Source organism: Enterococcus sp. BWT-B8, from assembly GCF_020567625.1.
In the GTDB taxonomy this organism is placed as follows: Bacteria; Bacillota; Bacilli; order Lactobacillales; family Enterococcaceae; genus Enterococcus_L.
Map to the genome: position 1 here is coordinate 61973 of NZ_JAJDJV010000010.1, position 17672 is coordinate 79644.

General features: G+C 41.1%; 15 protein-coding genes. 2 read left to right on the forward strand and 13 right to left on the reverse strand.

What is annotated here, in order from left to right; all coding sequences use genetic code 11:
• Positions 1-292 precede the first annotated feature (292 nt).
• The 7 genes from LI951_RS10445 to LI951_RS10475 form a co-directional block, all read right to left on the reverse strand.
• Complete coding sequence (locus tag LI951_RS10445; protein WP_229442100.1) at positions 293-904, reverse strand: hypothetical protein; 612 nt, start codon at positions 902-904, stop codon at positions 293-295.
• A 471-nt stretch (positions 905-1375) separates the two neighbouring features.
• Positions 1376-3499 carry a hydantoinase/oxoprolinase family protein gene (locus tag LI951_RS10450; RefSeq protein ID WP_229442101.1) on the reverse strand — a complete coding sequence of 708 codons (2124 nt, stop codon included), beginning with the start codon at positions 3497-3499 and terminating at the stop codon, positions 1376-1378.
• Positions 3500-3510: 11 nt separating this feature from the next.
• A complete protein-coding gene (locus LI951_RS10455) occupies positions 3511-4833 on the reverse strand; it encodes a citrate transporter (protein ID WP_229442102.1) in 1323 nt (440 codons plus the stop codon).
• A 172-nt stretch (positions 4834-5005) separates the two neighbouring features.
• Complete coding sequence (aroD, locus tag LI951_RS10460; RefSeq protein ID WP_202067035.1) at positions 5006-5767, reverse strand: type I 3-dehydroquinate dehydratase; 762 nt, start codon at positions 5765-5767, stop codon at positions 5006-5008.
• On the reverse strand, positions 5754-6983 hold the full coding sequence (locus LI951_RS10465; RefSeq protein ID WP_202067036.1) for an MFS transporter: 1230 nt from the start codon (positions 6981-6983) through the stop codon (positions 5754-5756). Before LI951_RS10465 ends, aroD begins: the two co-directional genes overlap by 14 nt.
• 138 nt (positions 6984-7121) lie before the next feature.
• Positions 7122-8000 carry a shikimate dehydrogenase gene (locus tag LI951_RS10470; protein ID WP_229442103.1) on the reverse strand — a complete coding sequence of 293 codons (879 nt, stop codon included), beginning with the start codon at positions 7998-8000 and terminating at the stop codon, positions 7122-7124.
• 18 nt (positions 8001-8018) lie between these two features.
• Positions 8019-10067: an FAD-dependent oxidoreductase gene (locus tag LI951_RS10475; RefSeq protein WP_229442104.1), complete on the reverse strand. Its 2049-nt coding sequence runs from the start codon at positions 10065-10067 to the stop codon at positions 8019-8021.
• A gap of 687 nt (positions 10068-10754) precedes the next feature.
• On the opposite strand from LI951_RS10475, the gene LI951_RS10480 reads away from it, so the two are divergent.
• Both LI951_RS10480 and LI951_RS10485 read left to right on the forward strand, forming a co-directional pair.
• Positions 10755-11036 (forward strand): hypothetical protein, encoded by a 282-nt coding sequence (locus LI951_RS10480; protein WP_229442105.1) that lies wholly within the window; start codon positions 10755-10757, stop codon positions 11034-11036.
• A 532-nt stretch (positions 11037-11568) separates the two neighbouring features.
• Positions 11569-12474 carry a LysR family transcriptional regulator gene (locus LI951_RS10485; protein ID WP_202067040.1) on the forward strand — a complete coding sequence of 302 codons (906 nt, stop codon included), beginning with the start codon at positions 11569-11571 and terminating at the stop codon, positions 12472-12474.
• Between the two features lie 269 nt (positions 12475-12743).
• On the opposite strand, the gene LI951_RS10490 is transcribed toward LI951_RS10485, so the two are convergent.
• The 6 genes from LI951_RS10490 to LI951_RS10510 form a co-directional block, all read right to left on the reverse strand.
• Entirely contained in the window at positions 12744-12929 is a 186-nt protein-coding gene (locus tag LI951_RS10490) for a hypothetical protein (protein ID WP_202067041.1), read from the reverse strand.
• A gap of 106 nt (positions 12930-13035) precedes the next feature.
• Positions 13036-13188 carry a DUF6508 domain-containing protein gene (locus LI951_RS15405; protein WP_420705928.1) on the reverse strand — a complete coding sequence of 51 codons (153 nt, stop codon included), beginning with the start codon at positions 13186-13188 and terminating at the stop codon, positions 13036-13038.
• Between the two features lie 16 nt (positions 13189-13204).
• Positions 13205-13477, reverse strand: a complete 273-nt coding sequence (locus tag LI951_RS10495) for a hypothetical protein (RefSeq protein WP_202067042.1) — start codon at positions 13475-13477, stop codon at positions 13205-13207.
• Between the two features lie 497 nt (positions 13478-13974).
• Complete coding sequence (locus tag LI951_RS10500) at positions 13975-15186, reverse strand: DUF916 and DUF3324 domain-containing protein (protein ID WP_202067043.1); 1212 nt, start codon at positions 15184-15186, stop codon at positions 13975-13977.
• Positions 15187-15196: 10 nt separating this feature from the next.
• Complete coding sequence (locus LI951_RS10505) at positions 15197-16885, reverse strand: hypothetical protein (RefSeq protein WP_229442106.1); 1689 nt, start codon at positions 16883-16885, stop codon at positions 15197-15199.
• A 43-nt stretch (positions 16886-16928) separates the two neighbouring features.
• Positions 16929-17663, reverse strand: coding sequence for a hypothetical protein (locus LI951_RS10510; RefSeq protein WP_229442107.1), 735 nt, complete (start codon positions 17661-17663; stop codon positions 16929-16931).
• Positions 17664-17672 lie beyond the last annotated feature (9 nt).

Genomic DNA, 17672 nt, shown 5'->3' on the forward strand with positions numbered 1-17672 from the left:
CACTTTTATCAGTGCATATTCACTCCCTTCACCATGCTTCTTTCCTCCATAAATTCAGCGCAACCTGCAAAATTTCGACAGACTGCTCATATTGAACAATAGAAGTTTTGAGGAATTTCACCATTTTAAAATCCATTCATTATATCTTGATCCTTTTATGGAAACAATGACCAGTGCAGTTGTTTTATATGAAATCTGAAAAGTTGGAGAAACAAAAATTTTCTATGCAAAAAAATCCCCCTAGAGGACACTCTTTTTCTAAGTGTCTACTCTATAGGGGACAGTTTACTTTTTATTTATATTCTTGAAATTGTTTATATTCTTCCACCAGTTCTTCTTCTGACAGCTGCCCGTTTTTTACCAGCTCCTGCACATCATAGAATAACGGTAAAACCGGCAATTGCTGATATCCTCTGACAAATGCATGAGCAGCAATCTCACTTAGCTGACATATCATTACTTTTCTCTTTCTGCCAAACAAGCCGGGAACTTCCAGAGGGGGTAATTGCTCGTATGCAAAACCACGCTCACTTTCCAGAAAATGAAACCATTCATGAGCAAGCAGCAAATCCTCTACTTGCTTTTCGGTACTGCCCGTAGTATTTATCAATTCCTGAATGGCTGCGGCATACAAAAAAACTTTATGTCTACCTCTGTGATCATACTCAAACTCTGCCCGAACCATTCCACTTCCGATCTTTGCTGAAGTCTCAATATAGTGAATTTGAATAGCATGCGCGGTGTATAGCTCTCTGATTTCGTTATTCTCTATTTCGAGCGCACCCTTATATCCCAAATCCAATGCCCCAGAAATATACTCAAGAACAGCATCTTTAGGAATATATCTAAAAAACAGAGATTTTTTTAATTCCAAATAAGCTAGAAATTCGTCGCTCCAATCCATTCTTTTCTCCTCTTTTCAATAGGATGTGTCTGAAAAGTTCAGCGGAATCCGAAATTTCCAGATATTTTTGTGAACGTCTAAATTTAACAAATAAAAGAGCTCGCTCATTTTAGCGTATTCATTTCTCTATAAACAACGGTTGGAAAAATGAAACTTATTCTCATACACATACCATGATTCGTCTCCCCAGAAGTAAAAAAGAAAACTATTCAGCGATCTATTCCCTAATCATCGTTACTATTTTGTCAAACGAAGGAAATTTCTATCAGCTATTCGCTGAAAGTCGATAATAACTTCCTATTCTTACTAAGCGATTTATTAAAATATTAGCTTTTTGAGGATGAATCATGCCCTTCCGCTAGAGGGTTCTATTAATAGAAGGACTGGCAATATGGTTCACAAGCGAATATTTATAATGAAGAATTCCATAGAAACAGCAAAATATTCACCGCTAGCGTTTTCAGGCATATCCTAATAGGACTGGTTGGCTGCAATAATCAGCACATCTTCATTTGATTGAAAAGCCGCCATTTCCACTTCAATCAGCATCATCAGCTGAGAAAAATCATTACTGGAAAAATCCATCATTCTCGGTCCCGCGCAGATATAGAAATCCGGTCTGATAATCAAATCTGATTTGTAGTTGGCCATCTCTTCCCATAAAAAGCTGATTGCATCCATATAACTGCTCATCGGGGTTTTAATGGTTTTCGCATGTCCCCGCTGCATACGAATAAATCCTTTGCGGTCAATCACACGCACCGCATTTCCTGATTTAATTTTTGCACTGAAAACATAGAAGTGCTCACTTTGTTCAACGAGTTGAAGCTGTTCATCCCTTACTCTCAAATCCGTACCAGCAATTTCGTGTGCCTCTTCTTCGGTACAGGCTGAAAGAAGCTCAGTCGTCTGAACCTCTGTTGATCCAGTTGCAATCGCTGTAATTTTCTGTGTTTGAGGATCAATATCAATATGCACTTCTATGCTGTCTTCTGTTGCACCATTCTCAATGGCTTTATCCGCAGCTTCTCTTTTGATGGCATTAATGTCTTCCCGTGTCGGATTTGGAATCATTCGCTCCACAACATCCTGAACCATGGCCAAGGCCACGCCAATAGAGGATATTACTTCTGCATTCTCTGGAATTTGGTAGTTTAAACCCAGCTTTTCTGCGGTATAAATGATTAGTGAAGCAGCCCCGCCGCCGACACCTACAAGAGACATTTGATCTTTTTCCAGCTTATATTTCTCAGCCAATGACAGAATCACCGGCCGAATTTTAGCAAATGCCAATGCCAGTAATTCCTCTGCCATCTCTTCAATAGTTTTATTGACATAGTCCGCCAACGGCTGCATTGCTTTTCGAATTGACTCCTGATTTCCATAGGAAAAATGTTCCGGTTGAATCAGCCCCAACACATTGGCTGCATCTGTTGTGGTAATTGTAATTCGTTTGCCGTTTTTTAAACGAATCGCCACATAATCTTTTGGATCACCTGCTTTAGGAGAAAAGAATTCAAGCGTCGGCTCTTCAATTTCTTCCGAAGGTGTAAATGCGGCATAGTCCATTCCGCCAATATGCGCACTTCTCGGTCCAATATCAAGCAGTTTGTGCTGTTCTGCCCGAACCATACTGCCTCCTGCCACTCCCAGTACCCGTACATCCAGAGAGCTGATATATGTATTTCTGCCGCCGATTTGCGAATAATCGATTGCAGGCCGTCCATCTTTAATCACTCCAATATTCGTGGATGTTCCGCCTACTTCAAAATAGATGCCGTTTGAAGCCCGCAAATACATCAGCGAGCCCATTACACTTGCAGCAGGCCCGGAAAGCATCGTTAATACCGGACGCTTTTTCATCTCGCCAACATCCATAACACCGCCGTCTCCCCGCATAATCATCAGGGGAACATCTACTCCTGCTTCCCTTACACTTTCTTCTGTACAGTTGGCTGTTTCCAGCATTTTGGGAAGAATAGAGCCGTTAATAACAGCTGTGCGGGTTCTTCTGGATAATCCATACAGCTTAGTCATTTCCGATGCCATTGTACAGGAAAAGCCCTGTTTTTCTGCAGCAGCCAGAATTTCCTGCTCCTTCGTTAAATCATCAACACCAAAGGCACTTGTCGCAACCAGCACATTTACCTTCTCAGACTTTAGCTCAGCCAATGCCTGATCAACTGCAGCTGCCGTGTATTCTTTTCCTGGAATATATCGACTGATAACTACTATTTTTCGCCCAGTTCCCAAATCAATATCTTTCACCTTCGTCTGCAGCTTTGCAAGAAAGCCTTCAATACCATTGCCCCCGGTTCCAATTACACCGACTGTTGCCACATCGCCTTCCAGCAATGCATTCGTTGCCTGTGTTGTACTGTGGGCAACAAAAACCACAGACTCCGGTGCAATCTCATACTCTTCCAGACATTTCAAAAATGCTGCAACAACACCGCCTGAAACGCCGCTTTCACTATCATGTGTTGTTTTTACAGAGGATTTGCCGATAATTTCTTTCGTCAGATTATCAATGGCAACTGCTTTAGTATGCGTTCCTCCGACATCTATTCCAATTCGTACCTTTCGTTCAGTCATTTTTTTCTCCTTTACATGCCGCCGTATAGTATAAATGTAGCTGCTTCCAGAATCAGACAAATAACCATTCCCGGAATAATCGCCGCTTTCATATAATCCTTTGGTTCCACATTACTGTATCCAAGCCCCCAGGCAATCCATGATGTTGTAATATCAAAATGACCCATTCCAATCATAATTGAAATGAATAGCGGATAAAGAAATGTGATTGGATAGGCAGCCGGATTTTGTGCAATCACTGCCAGCAAAGCCGCACCGCTTCCGATCAGACTCATGGGCCCTCTAAACCATGTCAGAGGTGCCAGAACAAAGAACAGCACGCACAGCCAAAAAGCAGAAGTGGGAATTAACCCGCCAATAATCGACTGGAAGTAAGGACCGGCAAATTTTGCAGCTGCATTGAACATAGACAGACACAACCAGAAGCCTACTAATGAAGAGGTATCTTTTACGCCATCCGCATACAGCTTCGTTAAAAGCCTGCAGGCCGCCCGGAAGCCGCCTTTAAATTCTCCGCAAACCATTAAAGCAAAAAGACCCGCCAGAATGAAACACAGGATCATCGGCAATCTCAGAAAAATGACACCTACAACCGGTAAAAACGGTGTTAACAATGACAAATTAGGTGCATTGACAATTTGCGGTTCTTTGGAAACAGTCCATGTATAACGAGGATTCTTAATTTTCAGATAAATCACAGAAAAAACAGAAACAATCGAAATCATTACGACAAAGGCTAGAAATCCAAATGTGAAATACGTTGAATAATCATATTCAGTCATCGGAGCAATATCTGCAAAGAATGCCCGATACTGTGCATAGTTAATCGGGTTGATAAAAATTCCTGCAGCAACAGACCCGGTAAATGCAAACAAAGCAATTTCTTTCGGTATACCAATTGAAAAAAGGATTGGCAAAATAACAATGGCAATTGCCAGTACTGGACCTGCTCCGCTCATTGAAGTAAAAATTACCGCTGTAATAATATTCGTTAAAACCAGAATCACTGCTGAATTGTCACCGCCCAGTTCAACAGCTTTTCTGATAATTGTAGCTGCTATACCAGTGTCCAGCAGCACACGCCCAAACCAGGCGCCAAAGAATACATTTACCAAAATACCGCCCCATGCTTCAGGTGCCTTCTGGTAAACAGCCTGAATCATCTCAAGCACCGGCGTAATTGAGCCTTCTGTCACAAAAATATCGATACTTGGTAAAATTGTCCAAAGGGCAGCCATCACAATAAAACCAACCATCAAATTGAATCCTTTAATCGAATAAACCACAAGTCCTATAAAAGATAAAAATAAAATAATGCCAATTACTTCCGTCATAAAGATTCATCATCCCCTCTTATTTCCACCTGCACCAATATATTGTTACTTAGTTCACAATACATTAGACTCCTTACTTCAGTATAACGGTTCTTTAAATAATTTAAAGCTGTTTTTAGACTTAAAGCTGAGACAATCAGAGAAAAATTCTCCTGCCTCAGCATTGTTATCTCTATTTATTCAATGATAATGTTTCCAGCATTTCCCGCAGGACAGCTACCGGTACTTGTCCTGGAGCAGAAGCCTGTGCTGCCGCACCAAATGTCATGGCTGAGCCAAATACTTCTCCAGTCAAACGACTGACCATCCCCAACTGCCCCATAGACATGGTCACAATCGGTCGATCTGCATACTTCGTTTTCATTTCATTTGTTGCTTCCAGCAGCGTTAATACATCCGCAGCGCTTTGCGGCATTACTGCAATTTTACAAATATCTGCATGTTTTTCCTGCATGGAACGAAGACGCTGAACGATCTCGCCTTTCTCCGGTGTTTTATCAAAGTCATGGTTGCACATAACAATTTTAATCCCTTTAGCGTGAGCCTGAGCAATAAGATTCTGAACTTTTTCGTGATCCATAAAAAGCTCAACATCCAATAAATCCAGCTGACCACTTTCAATCACGGTCTGGTAAACAGCGAAATAATCTTCGTCAGAAAATTCGCGCTCGCCACCTTCTTTTTTTGTTCGGAACGTTACCAGCAGCGGCTTCTCCTGAAGAACCTCAGCTACTTCTTTTGACAGCTCTGCAACTGCCTGAAAATCAGCCACATCTTCATAGAAATCAATTCGCCATTCCGCTAAATCACAATCCAGATTATTTAATCGCCTTGCTTCAGCTAAAACATCTGACTTTGTTTTACCAACAAGCGGTACAATAATTTTTGGTTTTCCTTCACCCAAAGTGATATTTTTTACTTTAACCAGCTTCACCAGCAAGCCCTCCTTTTGTCTTTTCCGGCGTTGTGTCTATGACTTGTCTGTATCGAATGAAAATAACGACAGCCAGGATAAAGCCGATTCCTGCAATAATCGTGTCAAACAGCATAATTCCGCGCGGGTTACTACTAGCAATTTTACCAGAAACAACCGGGATAACAAAGGAGGCAATGCTTCCAAATGTATAGAAAATACCAGTAATTGTTCCTTTACCAGCAGGGAACATTTCACCCATCACTGTTAAGCCAAGCTGCATGACGCCTCCGGCCGCAAAAAAGCCGACACTTACTGCTCCGATTTTCAAGACTGCCGGTGTTGGAAACAGCCACATTGCACCAATTGAAATAAACGAAGCCAACGTATACGGCAGGATCAGATTAACCGGACGAACCTTCGTCGCAACAACTGCTGTTACTGCCACACAGACCAATGACCCTGTAGAATAGTAGGAAACCAGAAGTTTTGCTGCATTTTCTGTCATTAACGCTACTTCCTGACCATACAGGGCAATATACTGACTAATCAAGTAAAATGTTGCCTGAGAAATAAATCCGTAGATAACAAAAGCCACTCCTTCAATCTGCATCTTAGGTTTGCTTTTGAAGTTTGTTGTCGGTACTTCCTCCCCAGCTTTTTCAGCAGCCTTTGTATCCTCATCCGGAAACGGCATTTTCAGCAAGAACAGACCGTTTAACACCAGCAGAACGATACAAACCATGAAGGACCAGCCGAACCATAACCCGCTTGTACCTAAAAAGGCAATAATAAATGGCAGTCCAAACTGACCAATTTGAACCGCTGCTTTAATCAGAACATTGGCTGTTCCGGCTGTTTTAGGAAAAGATTCCATTAATGCCGGATAAGTACCTGAATCCAGACAGGAATTAGCAATACCGGCTACAACCCCAAAAATCATTGCCAGCGGAACACTCGGACTGAATAAAATTCCTGCAAAGAACAGGATATAAACAAACATTCCCAAGTAGACAAACGGCTTACGTCCAAATTTATCTGACAGACGACCTGAAATTAAAATAGCAATTAAGCGTCCAATCCCCAACATTGCAACAACACTGGAAACCCCTTCTATATTCGTATTCCATTGTGATGCCAGTGCATCTTTGTTCTGCATGATAATCAAGACACCCATACCATGGATGATGTAATTGATATATAACCCAATTGCTGTCGGCATATATTTGTTTTTCATTGTTTTGCTCCTCATCTTTTATAATAGCTTATCGTTGTAAATTTGAGATACTCATTGAAATTGTATTACTTTATCCAGATTGTATCTGAAAAATTCAATTTTCACTGTATTTCTCAGATCCTTTCCGCAAGGCAAACACTAGTCTTTAAATAACAATTCTTTGATATAGTCAACCGGCATTTCTTCCCCTGTAAACAGTTTAAACGCTTCTGCTCCCTGATAGAGCATCATACCTAACCCGTTGATAGTTTTCTTCGCTCCATTTTCTTTGGCAAATTTTAACAACTTTGTTTCTTTTGGAATATAGACAACATCGAATATCACAAGGTCCGGACGAATCACTTCAGGATCAGTAATCAGACTGACATCTTCCAACGGCTTCATGCCACAGCCGGTCGCATCAATATAAATGCTGCTTTCACTGATTGACTGCTTAAATGCAGCCTGATCAGATAAATCTGTCAATGTAGCTTTACAATCTGTTTTACTGTTGATTTTTTCCACTATTTCTTCAGCTGCTTTAAACTGCTGATCTTTGATATTAAAAATTCTCAGCTCTTTTACGCCATCTAATGCAGCCTGAATGGCAATAGCAGTTCCGGCACCTCCAGCTCCCGTCATGGTAACAATTTGATCTTTGACTTCCACGCCTTCTTCTTTCAACGCCCTCATTGCACCGGTTCCATCAGTCACATGACCAACCAAATGCCCTTTGCCGTCCAGATTTGTTACCGTGTTAACCGCTCCAACTAATTCAGCAGCTGGTGATAACTCATCAAGATAAGGAATAATCGCCTGTTTATTCGGCATTGATACGTTTGATCCGCGAATCCCCAAAGCTCTCAGTCCCTGTACCGCATCCGCCAGCTCTTTATTGCCGACTTCAAATGCCAGATAAGCATAATCCAAGCCAAGCTTCGCAAACGCCTCATTGTGCATCGTCGGTGAAAGACTATGGCGAATCGGTGTTGCCATTAAACCAATTAATAACGTGTGTCCATCCAATCGTTCTGTCATTTTTTAGATTCCTCACTTTTATAATTTTTGCAGACTTTTTGTCTGTTCATACAATTGCTTCTGTGTTCTCGTTGTTTCCAATACTTCCAGTGTTTTCAGAACATCCCTGGCTTCTCTGGTTCCTTCCATGATTCTTCGAGCTGTTTTACTGTCCCCAATATTCAACAAAACTGTGCCATTTTCACGTGCATAGCAATCCAGTTCACGAATCAACGGTGCCTCTGCTCTCATACCGAGACAGACAAAGCCCAAATCAAACGAAAGCTCTGCCGTTTTGCCGTCCGTCTCCACAGTAAAGCTTGATTCATTGACTTCCATCAGCTTGGTGGACACGTAAGCTTCTACCCCATATTCTTCGACAATCTCCATCATTGCCAGCTTCGTAATTACATCCAAATCTTTTCCAAGCTCTGTCTGCATTTCCACGATACTGACTTTTTTTGCTCCCCGTTCAGCATAGTATTCTACGACATCCAAGCCAACTGCTCCACCGCCGATAACCACCACTTCTTTTCCTTCAAACTCCTGAAAATCATCCATGTTGTTCAAGATATCAAAAATGGAAAAAATCTTTCTATTTTTATTTTCAAGCTGTTCATGCAAACCTTTAATCGGCGGTAATAATGGTTTTGCTCCTGTAGCATTTACAATGACATCCGGACTCATTGCTTCGATTTCTTTCAATCCAGCTTGGTGGTTTAGGTGAATGGACAGATTATCCAGCTCTTTACAGCGGTTTATCTGATACGTAATAAAATCATCTATTCGTTTCTTGTCAGGGAAGCGGGCAATTTCATGCCCCAGTCCGCCCAGATAGTCCTTCTGTTCAAATAATTCCACAGAAACCCCTACTTCCGCTGCAGTTGCAGCTGCTTCAAGTCCGGCTGTTCCTCCGCCGATAACCACCATTTTTGTTGGATGCAGAACCGGCTTCATTTTGTAGCTATCTTCATAATGCAGATCAGGATTCACCGTACAGCGAATCGGTCTGGCTTTTGAAATTCTGTGATCTGCACAACCGATATTACAGGAAATACATTTTCTCAATAAATGTTCCTGTCCATTCGCTACTTTATTCACCCAGCTTGGTTCAGCAATCAGTCCCCGTCCCATTGCGAGCAGATCCGCTTCCCCATTTTCCAGAATTTCTGCAGCCCGTTTCGGGCTTCTAATATTTCCAGAAGTGACAATCACTTTATCTGGATATTTTCCTTTCACTTCTTTTGCCATATATGAGCGCCAGCCGTCCGGCAAATTCATTTTATCAATTTGATACTGCAAATTGTCGTTTAACGCAGCAGATACATTTAAAATATCGACTTCCTCAGCGAAATAATCAAGAATCTGCAGACTTTCTTCCAGCGTATTGCCCCCTTCTAAAAGTTCATCTGCACTAATTCTCAGTGAAATTGGAAAAAATGGTCCAACTGCTTTGCGAATTGCTTCAACAACCAACTTTGTGAATCTCGCTCTGTTTTCTGTGCTTCCACCAAATTGATCTGTTCTCTTGTTATACAACGGAGACAGGAACTGACTTAACAAATAGGAATGACCTGCATGAATCTCCACACAATCAAAGCCGGCACGCTGTGCACGTTGCGCGCCATCTGCATAACGATCAATGATTTGATAGATTTCCTCCTCTTTCAGTGGACGAGGAATTGGATTGCCTTTTTTAGAAGGAATGTCTGAAGCCGATACGGGCTGTTCCCCTTCCAGCCTCAATCCATAAGCTGAAGCTCCTGCATGATTTATTTGAACCGAAGTACAGGCACCATATGCATGCATCTTTTCATTAAAATGCCATAAGCCTGATATGTACTGATCATTATCCATTCTCAATTGTCTGGCACCATTTGTTCCCAGCGGAAAATCAATACAGACATTTTCCAATGTAATCAATCCAGTTCCGCCTTTGGCACGCTGTTCATAGTAAGAAACATGCTGCATACTGAATGTTCCATCCATATTTGCGAAATTTGTTCCCATTGGCGGCATAATAACCCTATTTTTTAGTGTCATTCGTTTCACTGTCAACGGTTCAAAAATTGCTTGATATTTATCCATGATTGCCTCCTGTTTCCTTTTCGATTGTTAATTTATTCACAATTACAGTTTATGGAAAAATACCAATAAATTCCAATGAAACTTTTTAGAGTAATCCATAAATATTATTTATGAATACTTTTTTAATACCTTAAAGAAACATATTAATATCTTATGGAGGAAAAAATCTGATGAATATTCTCTAAAAAAAGAAAACTTTCAAAAAAATAGTTCATTAAAAAAACAGAACATCTCTTTGACAGCAAATAGGCTTGCTGTAACTATCTATTCGTGATATTTTTAATTTAATAATGAAAGGCCAACTCTAATCTCTATTCGTAAAATAAATGGGTTTCAAAAAAATTTATACTTATTTATTCTCATATAGAAACAACCAGTCATATGACAGTTTAATAAACACGCTGCTGAATCCAGATTGGAGATACAAAAATTAAGCAGAGAGAAGCTGACCAGCTGAAAAATATTATTTTTATAGGCAGACCTATGGGCGTTGGGAAATCGACAACGGCAAAGCAGTCAGCGAAACTCCTTCCCCACAGTGTTTTTCTAGACAGATACTGGTATTGAAACATGCATCCATTTGTAGTAAATGAGAAAAATAAAAAGATTGTTGTAAGCAATATCGGCTTCCTTCTCAATTCTTTTATTGCTAATTCAACGATTGAAAACATTGTGTTCTGCTGAGTAATGAATAGACAGAAGATTCTTGATGAAATAAAAGAAAGACTATTTCTGGATGATCATCGTTTTTTTAGTTTTTCGCTTATTTGCACTGAAGAAGAATTGACCAGAAGGATTTCAAAGACTATCGAACAGAGAACCCGCAGCGAATCCGCTTTACCAAACGCAGTTGCACGTCTGCCATTATACAATGAACTGACAACTGTTTTAATTGATACCACGGGAAAATCAGTCGCTGAAGTGGTTTATACTGTCACCAAAGAAATTTCTCCAACTACTAACAATTAAAGAAATTTAATCTATCTTTATTCCAAGCGGATAGCTATAACAGATAGTAAGACTTTCCATCAAAATAATGCATAATTTCGTAATTATTGATAAAATGAAGGTCAGGACAAAAACGATCAGCTCCAAGCATTAAGTCCGAATATCCGAAAATTGTCAAGGAACACCATTCATAAAATGAATAGCTGAGAATGGATACACTGCACTGCGCTTTAATCCCATCAACTTCTACGTAGAAAACATACGAGAGTTGACAGGCTTCACCAGGATTACTTTAGCAGAGTAGATGACGTCCTGTTACCTACTCGGTGAAGGACCTGCCTCATATTTTCAGGATCGTTCGGCTTAATTCCGAAAGAACTGCTCCTGCGGTTACTCGTCGCAAAAAGAATTTTTGCTTTTGTATCACCGTTTATTCGGAGATAGGTACGAAGAGAGTTTGAAACTTTATTTCTGTCCCACTATCATTTCTGACTAAAAATTAGTACGGATAAATAAAAATATATAAGTGAATGAAATTCGAAAGGAGCCTCCTATGAATCTTAGGCAGTTGGAATTTTTTAAAATGCTGGCGGATACAGAGCATATGACTCAGGCAGCCAAGCTGCTAAATACCACACAGCCTAATTTAAGTCATGCCATGTCCGAATTGGAAAAAGAGCTGGAAGCACAGCTGTTTGAAAAAATCGGGCGAAATATTCAGCTGACGAAATATGGAAAGTTTTTTTACAAGTATGTCAATACGGCTTTAAGTGAACTATCAAAGGGTGAACGAGCATTGAAAGATTTGGTCAGTCCAGATAAGGGCCTGATTGATTTTGGCTTTATCTATACAGCCGGTTCGTTTCTTGCTCCAATGCTCTTGAAGGAATTTTCTGCCAGAGAAGGAAATAGTCAGATTCGATTTAATTTATTTCAGGGAAATTCCTCTGATATGATGGATCTCCTGCTGCGAGAAGAAGTCGATCTGGCCATTACATCAAAACTAAAAGAAGACAAACAGCTTCATTATGATATTTTAACCGAGGATGAAGTGGTGCTGATTGTGCCGCCAAATCATCCTCTGGCTCAATACGACCAGATTTCGTTAAAAGAAACAGCTGGATACCCATTTGTCTACTTCAATAAGCGAAGCGGACTTCGACCGTACATTGATAAAATTTTGAGCACATCAAATGTCGAACCCGAAATTGTCTGTGAAGTAGAGGAAGACCACTCGATGCTTGGCTTTGTTGCCCATGGCTTTGGCATCGCATTGATGCCCAGCATCCCTTCCATTTCTTCTTATCAGGTAAAAGCAATACGCCTAATTGACAATTCTCAGCCAAGATATATTTATCTGGCAACAAAAAAAGAGCATTTTCTGTCGCCGGCAGCAATTCGCTTTAAAGAGTTTATCCTCCTTTTTACCCAAGGATATTTCAATGATTTTGAACATTAAAAAAGGACAATAGGTTGGGCTTGCTTTATTCGTCCGCTCAACTCATTGTCTTATTTATTCGTCTGAAACAATCAAAAATATTTGCTAAATACTCTTAATAAAAGAATAACTGGATTTTTCAAATACTGCCTTTTCTTCATAAAACCGATGTGCTTCCACTCTCTGCAATCCTGAAGATAATGTGGTTTAGTTATAACCATCTGTCTTGGTAATTTCTTCGAGCTGTTTCAAAACATCTGTTCCAACGCCGCCGGAACATTCATTCTTGTCTACAACCAGATTACAAATCCATAGACAACGGTCATAAGTGTCTGCCTGTTCATCACACCACAACAGGCAATAGTCTCCCTATTGTCGGAGCGATGAGCATAGAGCTGATAGTCTACCTCCTTCTGATACTCTCTGACTTTTTTTAGATACGCTTGTTCAGATAAATGAGTTCTTAATTGTTTCATTACCGGATAAGCCTCAAGAATCTGTTTATCACTCAAACACAATTCTATAACAGACACCTCATTTTTTTGCTTTTCATTATTTGATTTGTCAAATTAAGCTAGACAACTAAACTAATTCATTTGTGCATTTTACAATACTTTTAGATTGAGTGTAAATCAAGCCTTCCAAAAATCTTTCTTGCCGTACGACCATCGTCAACATTGATAAAATTGTACTTTCGGTCATCTCTGACAATTCAACTTCCTTAAACTGGTTCATAGCTTATTCCCAAATTCTAAAAATATTCCAGATAATTCATATCCATACATCCATTGTTAGAAAAATCCATTAAGAAATTACTAGCTACTTCTGAAAAAACAAAATGTGATAGTCCCTGATCCGATTTATCTTTTTTCCAGTCCCATTTGATAATGGTCTGCTCATTCTTCGCTTGGCAGTGAAAGTAGAACTGGTCTTTGATGAAAACTTTTTGAAAATGATTCTCTTTAAAAGAAAGATTAGGGGCTAGAATATCTAGGAAGCCTTTGGTATGATCAGATAGAGCCATCTTGAGAAACTCCTTTAGATTGGTTTTGGTCGACTTTAATTCTAACGGGGTTCAAGGTGTCTTTCCTGTTTTTTTCAAAAAAAGTGCCAGTAAATGTAACCTCACCAACACTAGATATTATAGAGTCTTATAGAGTCTGAAAATGTCATCAAGTGTAAAATATCAACACCCAAAAATACGTTTAAAAGCTTCGTAAAATGAACTTTTAAACGTATTTTTATTATTGTACAGGCGCTGCAAACTTTTCCTAATTAAGACAGAAATAAATTTCTAGAGAAAACCGGAATGCAACATTAGTGTAAATAAACAGAACAAGATAATTTGCAAGCTGAGACCACCAGTATTGAACACATGTTGCACTGGCATTTATAATAATCAGATTACTCCAGTATTCTTTATACATTACAATGATATAAACACGCCTTTTGGATAAAAATATATCCATTGCAGGATAGGAATAGATAGTTAGTCTTTTCATGTTAATGGAACCCGGAGAATCATTTTTTGCTGATCTTACCAGATTTCTTTTGTTTCATCCGTTGAAGTTTTTCTTTTCTCTCGGATTTCTTATTTTGATTAACTTTCTCCTTATTCACTCTTCGTACAATATAAAATATCCCAAAACTAGTCAATAAGATAACCACAAATATCAGAACTACCAATTGCCAATCGAAGCCTTGCTTCCCTCTATTGGTCAATCCTTCATTAGCATTTTTGGCTTCTTCATCTGTGATTGTAAATGGTTGATCCCACGACCACTCATGCTCACCAGATACAGCTAAAACATGGGCTTCATAATCCCCCGCTACCAGCTTGCTTCCGACTGGAACAGGGAAGCTCATCTGATTGTTCGGCCCCATCTGCAGATCACTCCTCTTGGTCTCATACAGCACTGCTGCTTTGCCTGCCTGAGTAATCGTCACTTCCAAAACTAAATCCCCCAAATACGCTGCCTCTATATTTGAGAGGTTCACAAACAACACACCCTCACCATTCTTCGTACCCGCAACTACAGTATTCAATACTAGTTTCGGATATACTTCCGTATCCGTTTCTGTCAGTAGTACTCCGATCAAAAAGGCATACTCGTTGATGACTCCAGTCTGTTTAGAGCGTTTCTTTTCATCCACCGTTTCCTTTAGCTGAATTCCGCCCGAGATCACCCCATCATAGGACTTAGCCGGCATCTGGATTGTTAGGGAAAGCTTCTCTGTTCCTTTGGCCGGTACCTTGATGGTTTCAGGCCCGCTCACTATCTCTTCAAACGCATAACGCAGTGACGCATCCTGTTCAATGCCTGTTGGACCGTTTTCAATCACCCCGTTACTGTTGGTAGTCGTACCGTTCAAAGACACTTCAATTGTTTGGTCTTTATCCGTCAGATTTCTTAACTCCACTTCGATTGTCTGTTTCTGTTTTGGTTTCATCCGCAAATCAAAATACCCTACCTGGCTTCGCTGATTCTCTGGATGAATAACTTTATAGGTAAAACCGATCGGGTTTTCTATAGTGCTTCCTTCTGTCTCTACACCATAGACTGTCACGCTGCTGTACAGACAAAACAGAAGACTCATTATGTATAATAAAGGAATGCTTTTCTTTCCCTGAACCATTTCTGCCTCTCCTTCCGCTTCCGCAGCACCGACTGATCGCTTCGAACAACCGATGCTCAACGAACTGATTTTGCTTGTTTCATTGATTCTCTCCAAGTACAGTCTGCTACTGCAGTCTTTCTTCAAAGTCAGCTTTACGCCACCATACTAGCAGACCTATTCCCGTCAACAAACTAATCCCCAAACTAATCTTCTGAATCCAGGTTCCCTGATACCACAGCGTTAATTCTCCTCTGCCATTGACTTCCACCTCCGCAAACCCATGCATGGACGTCCCCTTGTATGTTCCGGCATTACGAACCTTACTGTACGTGCCTGTTCCGCTGACCATATAGCCCTTATATAATAGAACCGGAAAAATAAGACGAACAGGTTCGCTGGTCTCATAGCTCAGTGAAAAAATATTGTTTTCCCGAGACATCTGACTAACTGCTGCGGCCTCTTCCGGTTCTGAAATTAATGTGGTCGGAGTCATCCAGCTTTCCATCCCCGCCGGCAGAAATTCTCTGCCTGAGCCGGTCTCATACTCACCGCTCATTTGCTCAAAGGATTCATAGGGGACCAGTCGGGTGTCAGAAGCTCTCATCTGAAGCTGCATCTGTAGACTGCTTCCCAGCAGCCACAGGCTGAGGACTAGAAAAAAACTCCGTCGATACATTGGCTTAGAAAACAGCTTCAATAGACCATCTGCCACTACCCAGCTAAAACACAGGCTGACAAGTAAAAAGTACCGCCAGGGAAACTGCAGCACATTGAAAAAGGTCCCGTCAAACAAGTGATGGGGAAACAAGTTCGTCGCTAAAAACAGAAACACAGTACCCAGCTCCGCCAACTGTCGATTAAATGTATCCAGCCGCCAATACAACATAAGGCTGACCACCAGCACCACAAACACCCAGATCCCCAGATTATTATACCTCAAGTTGCTCACAGCACCTGCCCAGTACTCTTCCAGACTTTCTGCCGTGTGCGACAGGTAAAATATAGGTTCCTCTGCAACCCGCAACTTCTGATAGACTAGCTGTTCCACCATCGGCGCCCAGCCAGCCATCGTCAATAATAGCGTACAGCCAGCTGCCTTCGCCAAAGACCAAAGTCGTCGGGGAGCACGAATCAGATTCCCTACATTGCGCAAACAAAACAGAGCAAGAAACAAACAGGCTATCAAAGTGGATAACAGGTGCCCGTAAAACAATCCTGTCATACCGGCAGTCAGCCAGAACCAGCGGTTCTGATCCCCGCACACCACCTGATACCCACCTACCAAAATCAGCGGGAAGACCATAAAAGCCAATACTTCTCCCAGTGCAGCCCGATATAGAACATCTGTCAGCCGATAGGTAGACAGACCATAGACCACCGCAAACAAACAGGCCCCTGTTCGCTGTGTCGGACGCAGCTGCAGAAAGCTTTGATAGGCAATCACAAATGTCGCCAGACTTACCAGATACAAATAGAGACTGTAGCTCTGTACTAGAGAAAGTCCCCCTATCCGCAGCAACGCCGCTGGATATAGAAAGAAATCCGGATAAAAAATACCTGTCGCATACCCCATACCGCCGGTGATAAAGTAATTGATTTTCGGCAGCCAATCCCCTTGTCCCAACGATTGAGCCAGGCCTTCGATCCGACCCAGATGAAAATTCAAGTCATCTCCAAAAAAGAGACGTCCATCTATCCTCAGTGCACCAAACAGTGACACGGCAGCCAGTATCGCAAAAATCAGATAAGGAAATAGCAGGCGCCGACGTGCCGGCCATTCGTTGGCTTTGTTCATGGTCTTCTGTTCATTCATTGATACACTCCTCTTTTTCTATCTCGCTTTTCCTCTTCTAAGCTTATACTCGATAATCGTACGTTGCTCCTGATATCTTATAGGGATAACCCGTACTGTCAAATTCCACTATCAGTCCCTTGCCAAATGTCTTGGCTTCTTTGCCTTTCAGATAATCTGCATAAAGCGTCACCGATTGATTTGCCATTTCCTCTGGTGTTTTCACTGTGGCTTCAAACTCCCTCATTCGCTGATCCAAATCCTGTATTTGCAGAATCTCACCCAGTTGTCGGATTAAAGTCAAAAACTCCTTACCCTGATAGCTCTTCTCTCCTGTCCAGTTAAAAATATCAATTTTCTGCCCGGACAGTTTAACTTTTTTCAGCTCCGGTAGATACTGATACACAGCTGTTACAGTTCCATACGCCACATAGGTCCCTTCACTGTTTGAAAAGGTATCCGTTACACTGAGCTTCAATTGTTTATCTGTTGTCGACAGCTGAAGTTCCCCCAGTTCTGACTCCACACCCTCTCGGGCAAACTCTTCCTCTATCGATGCCCGCAGTGCATCAAACGATGGCAGCACCGACAGACCAAACTTGTCTGTCAACTCTGTTTTGATGGTTTCCTCTGAATCGGCGTAGTTGTAAGACCCAAATGCACGGGTCTGGTCCCCCCACCAGGTAAATGCAGCTTCCTCTTTTGGCAAAGAGACTTCTGCTGTCGATGGGTTCGATGTACAACCGCTAAGTCCCAGACTCACCCAGCCAATCACTACTATTGATAGCCAATGTTTCATTTATCTTTC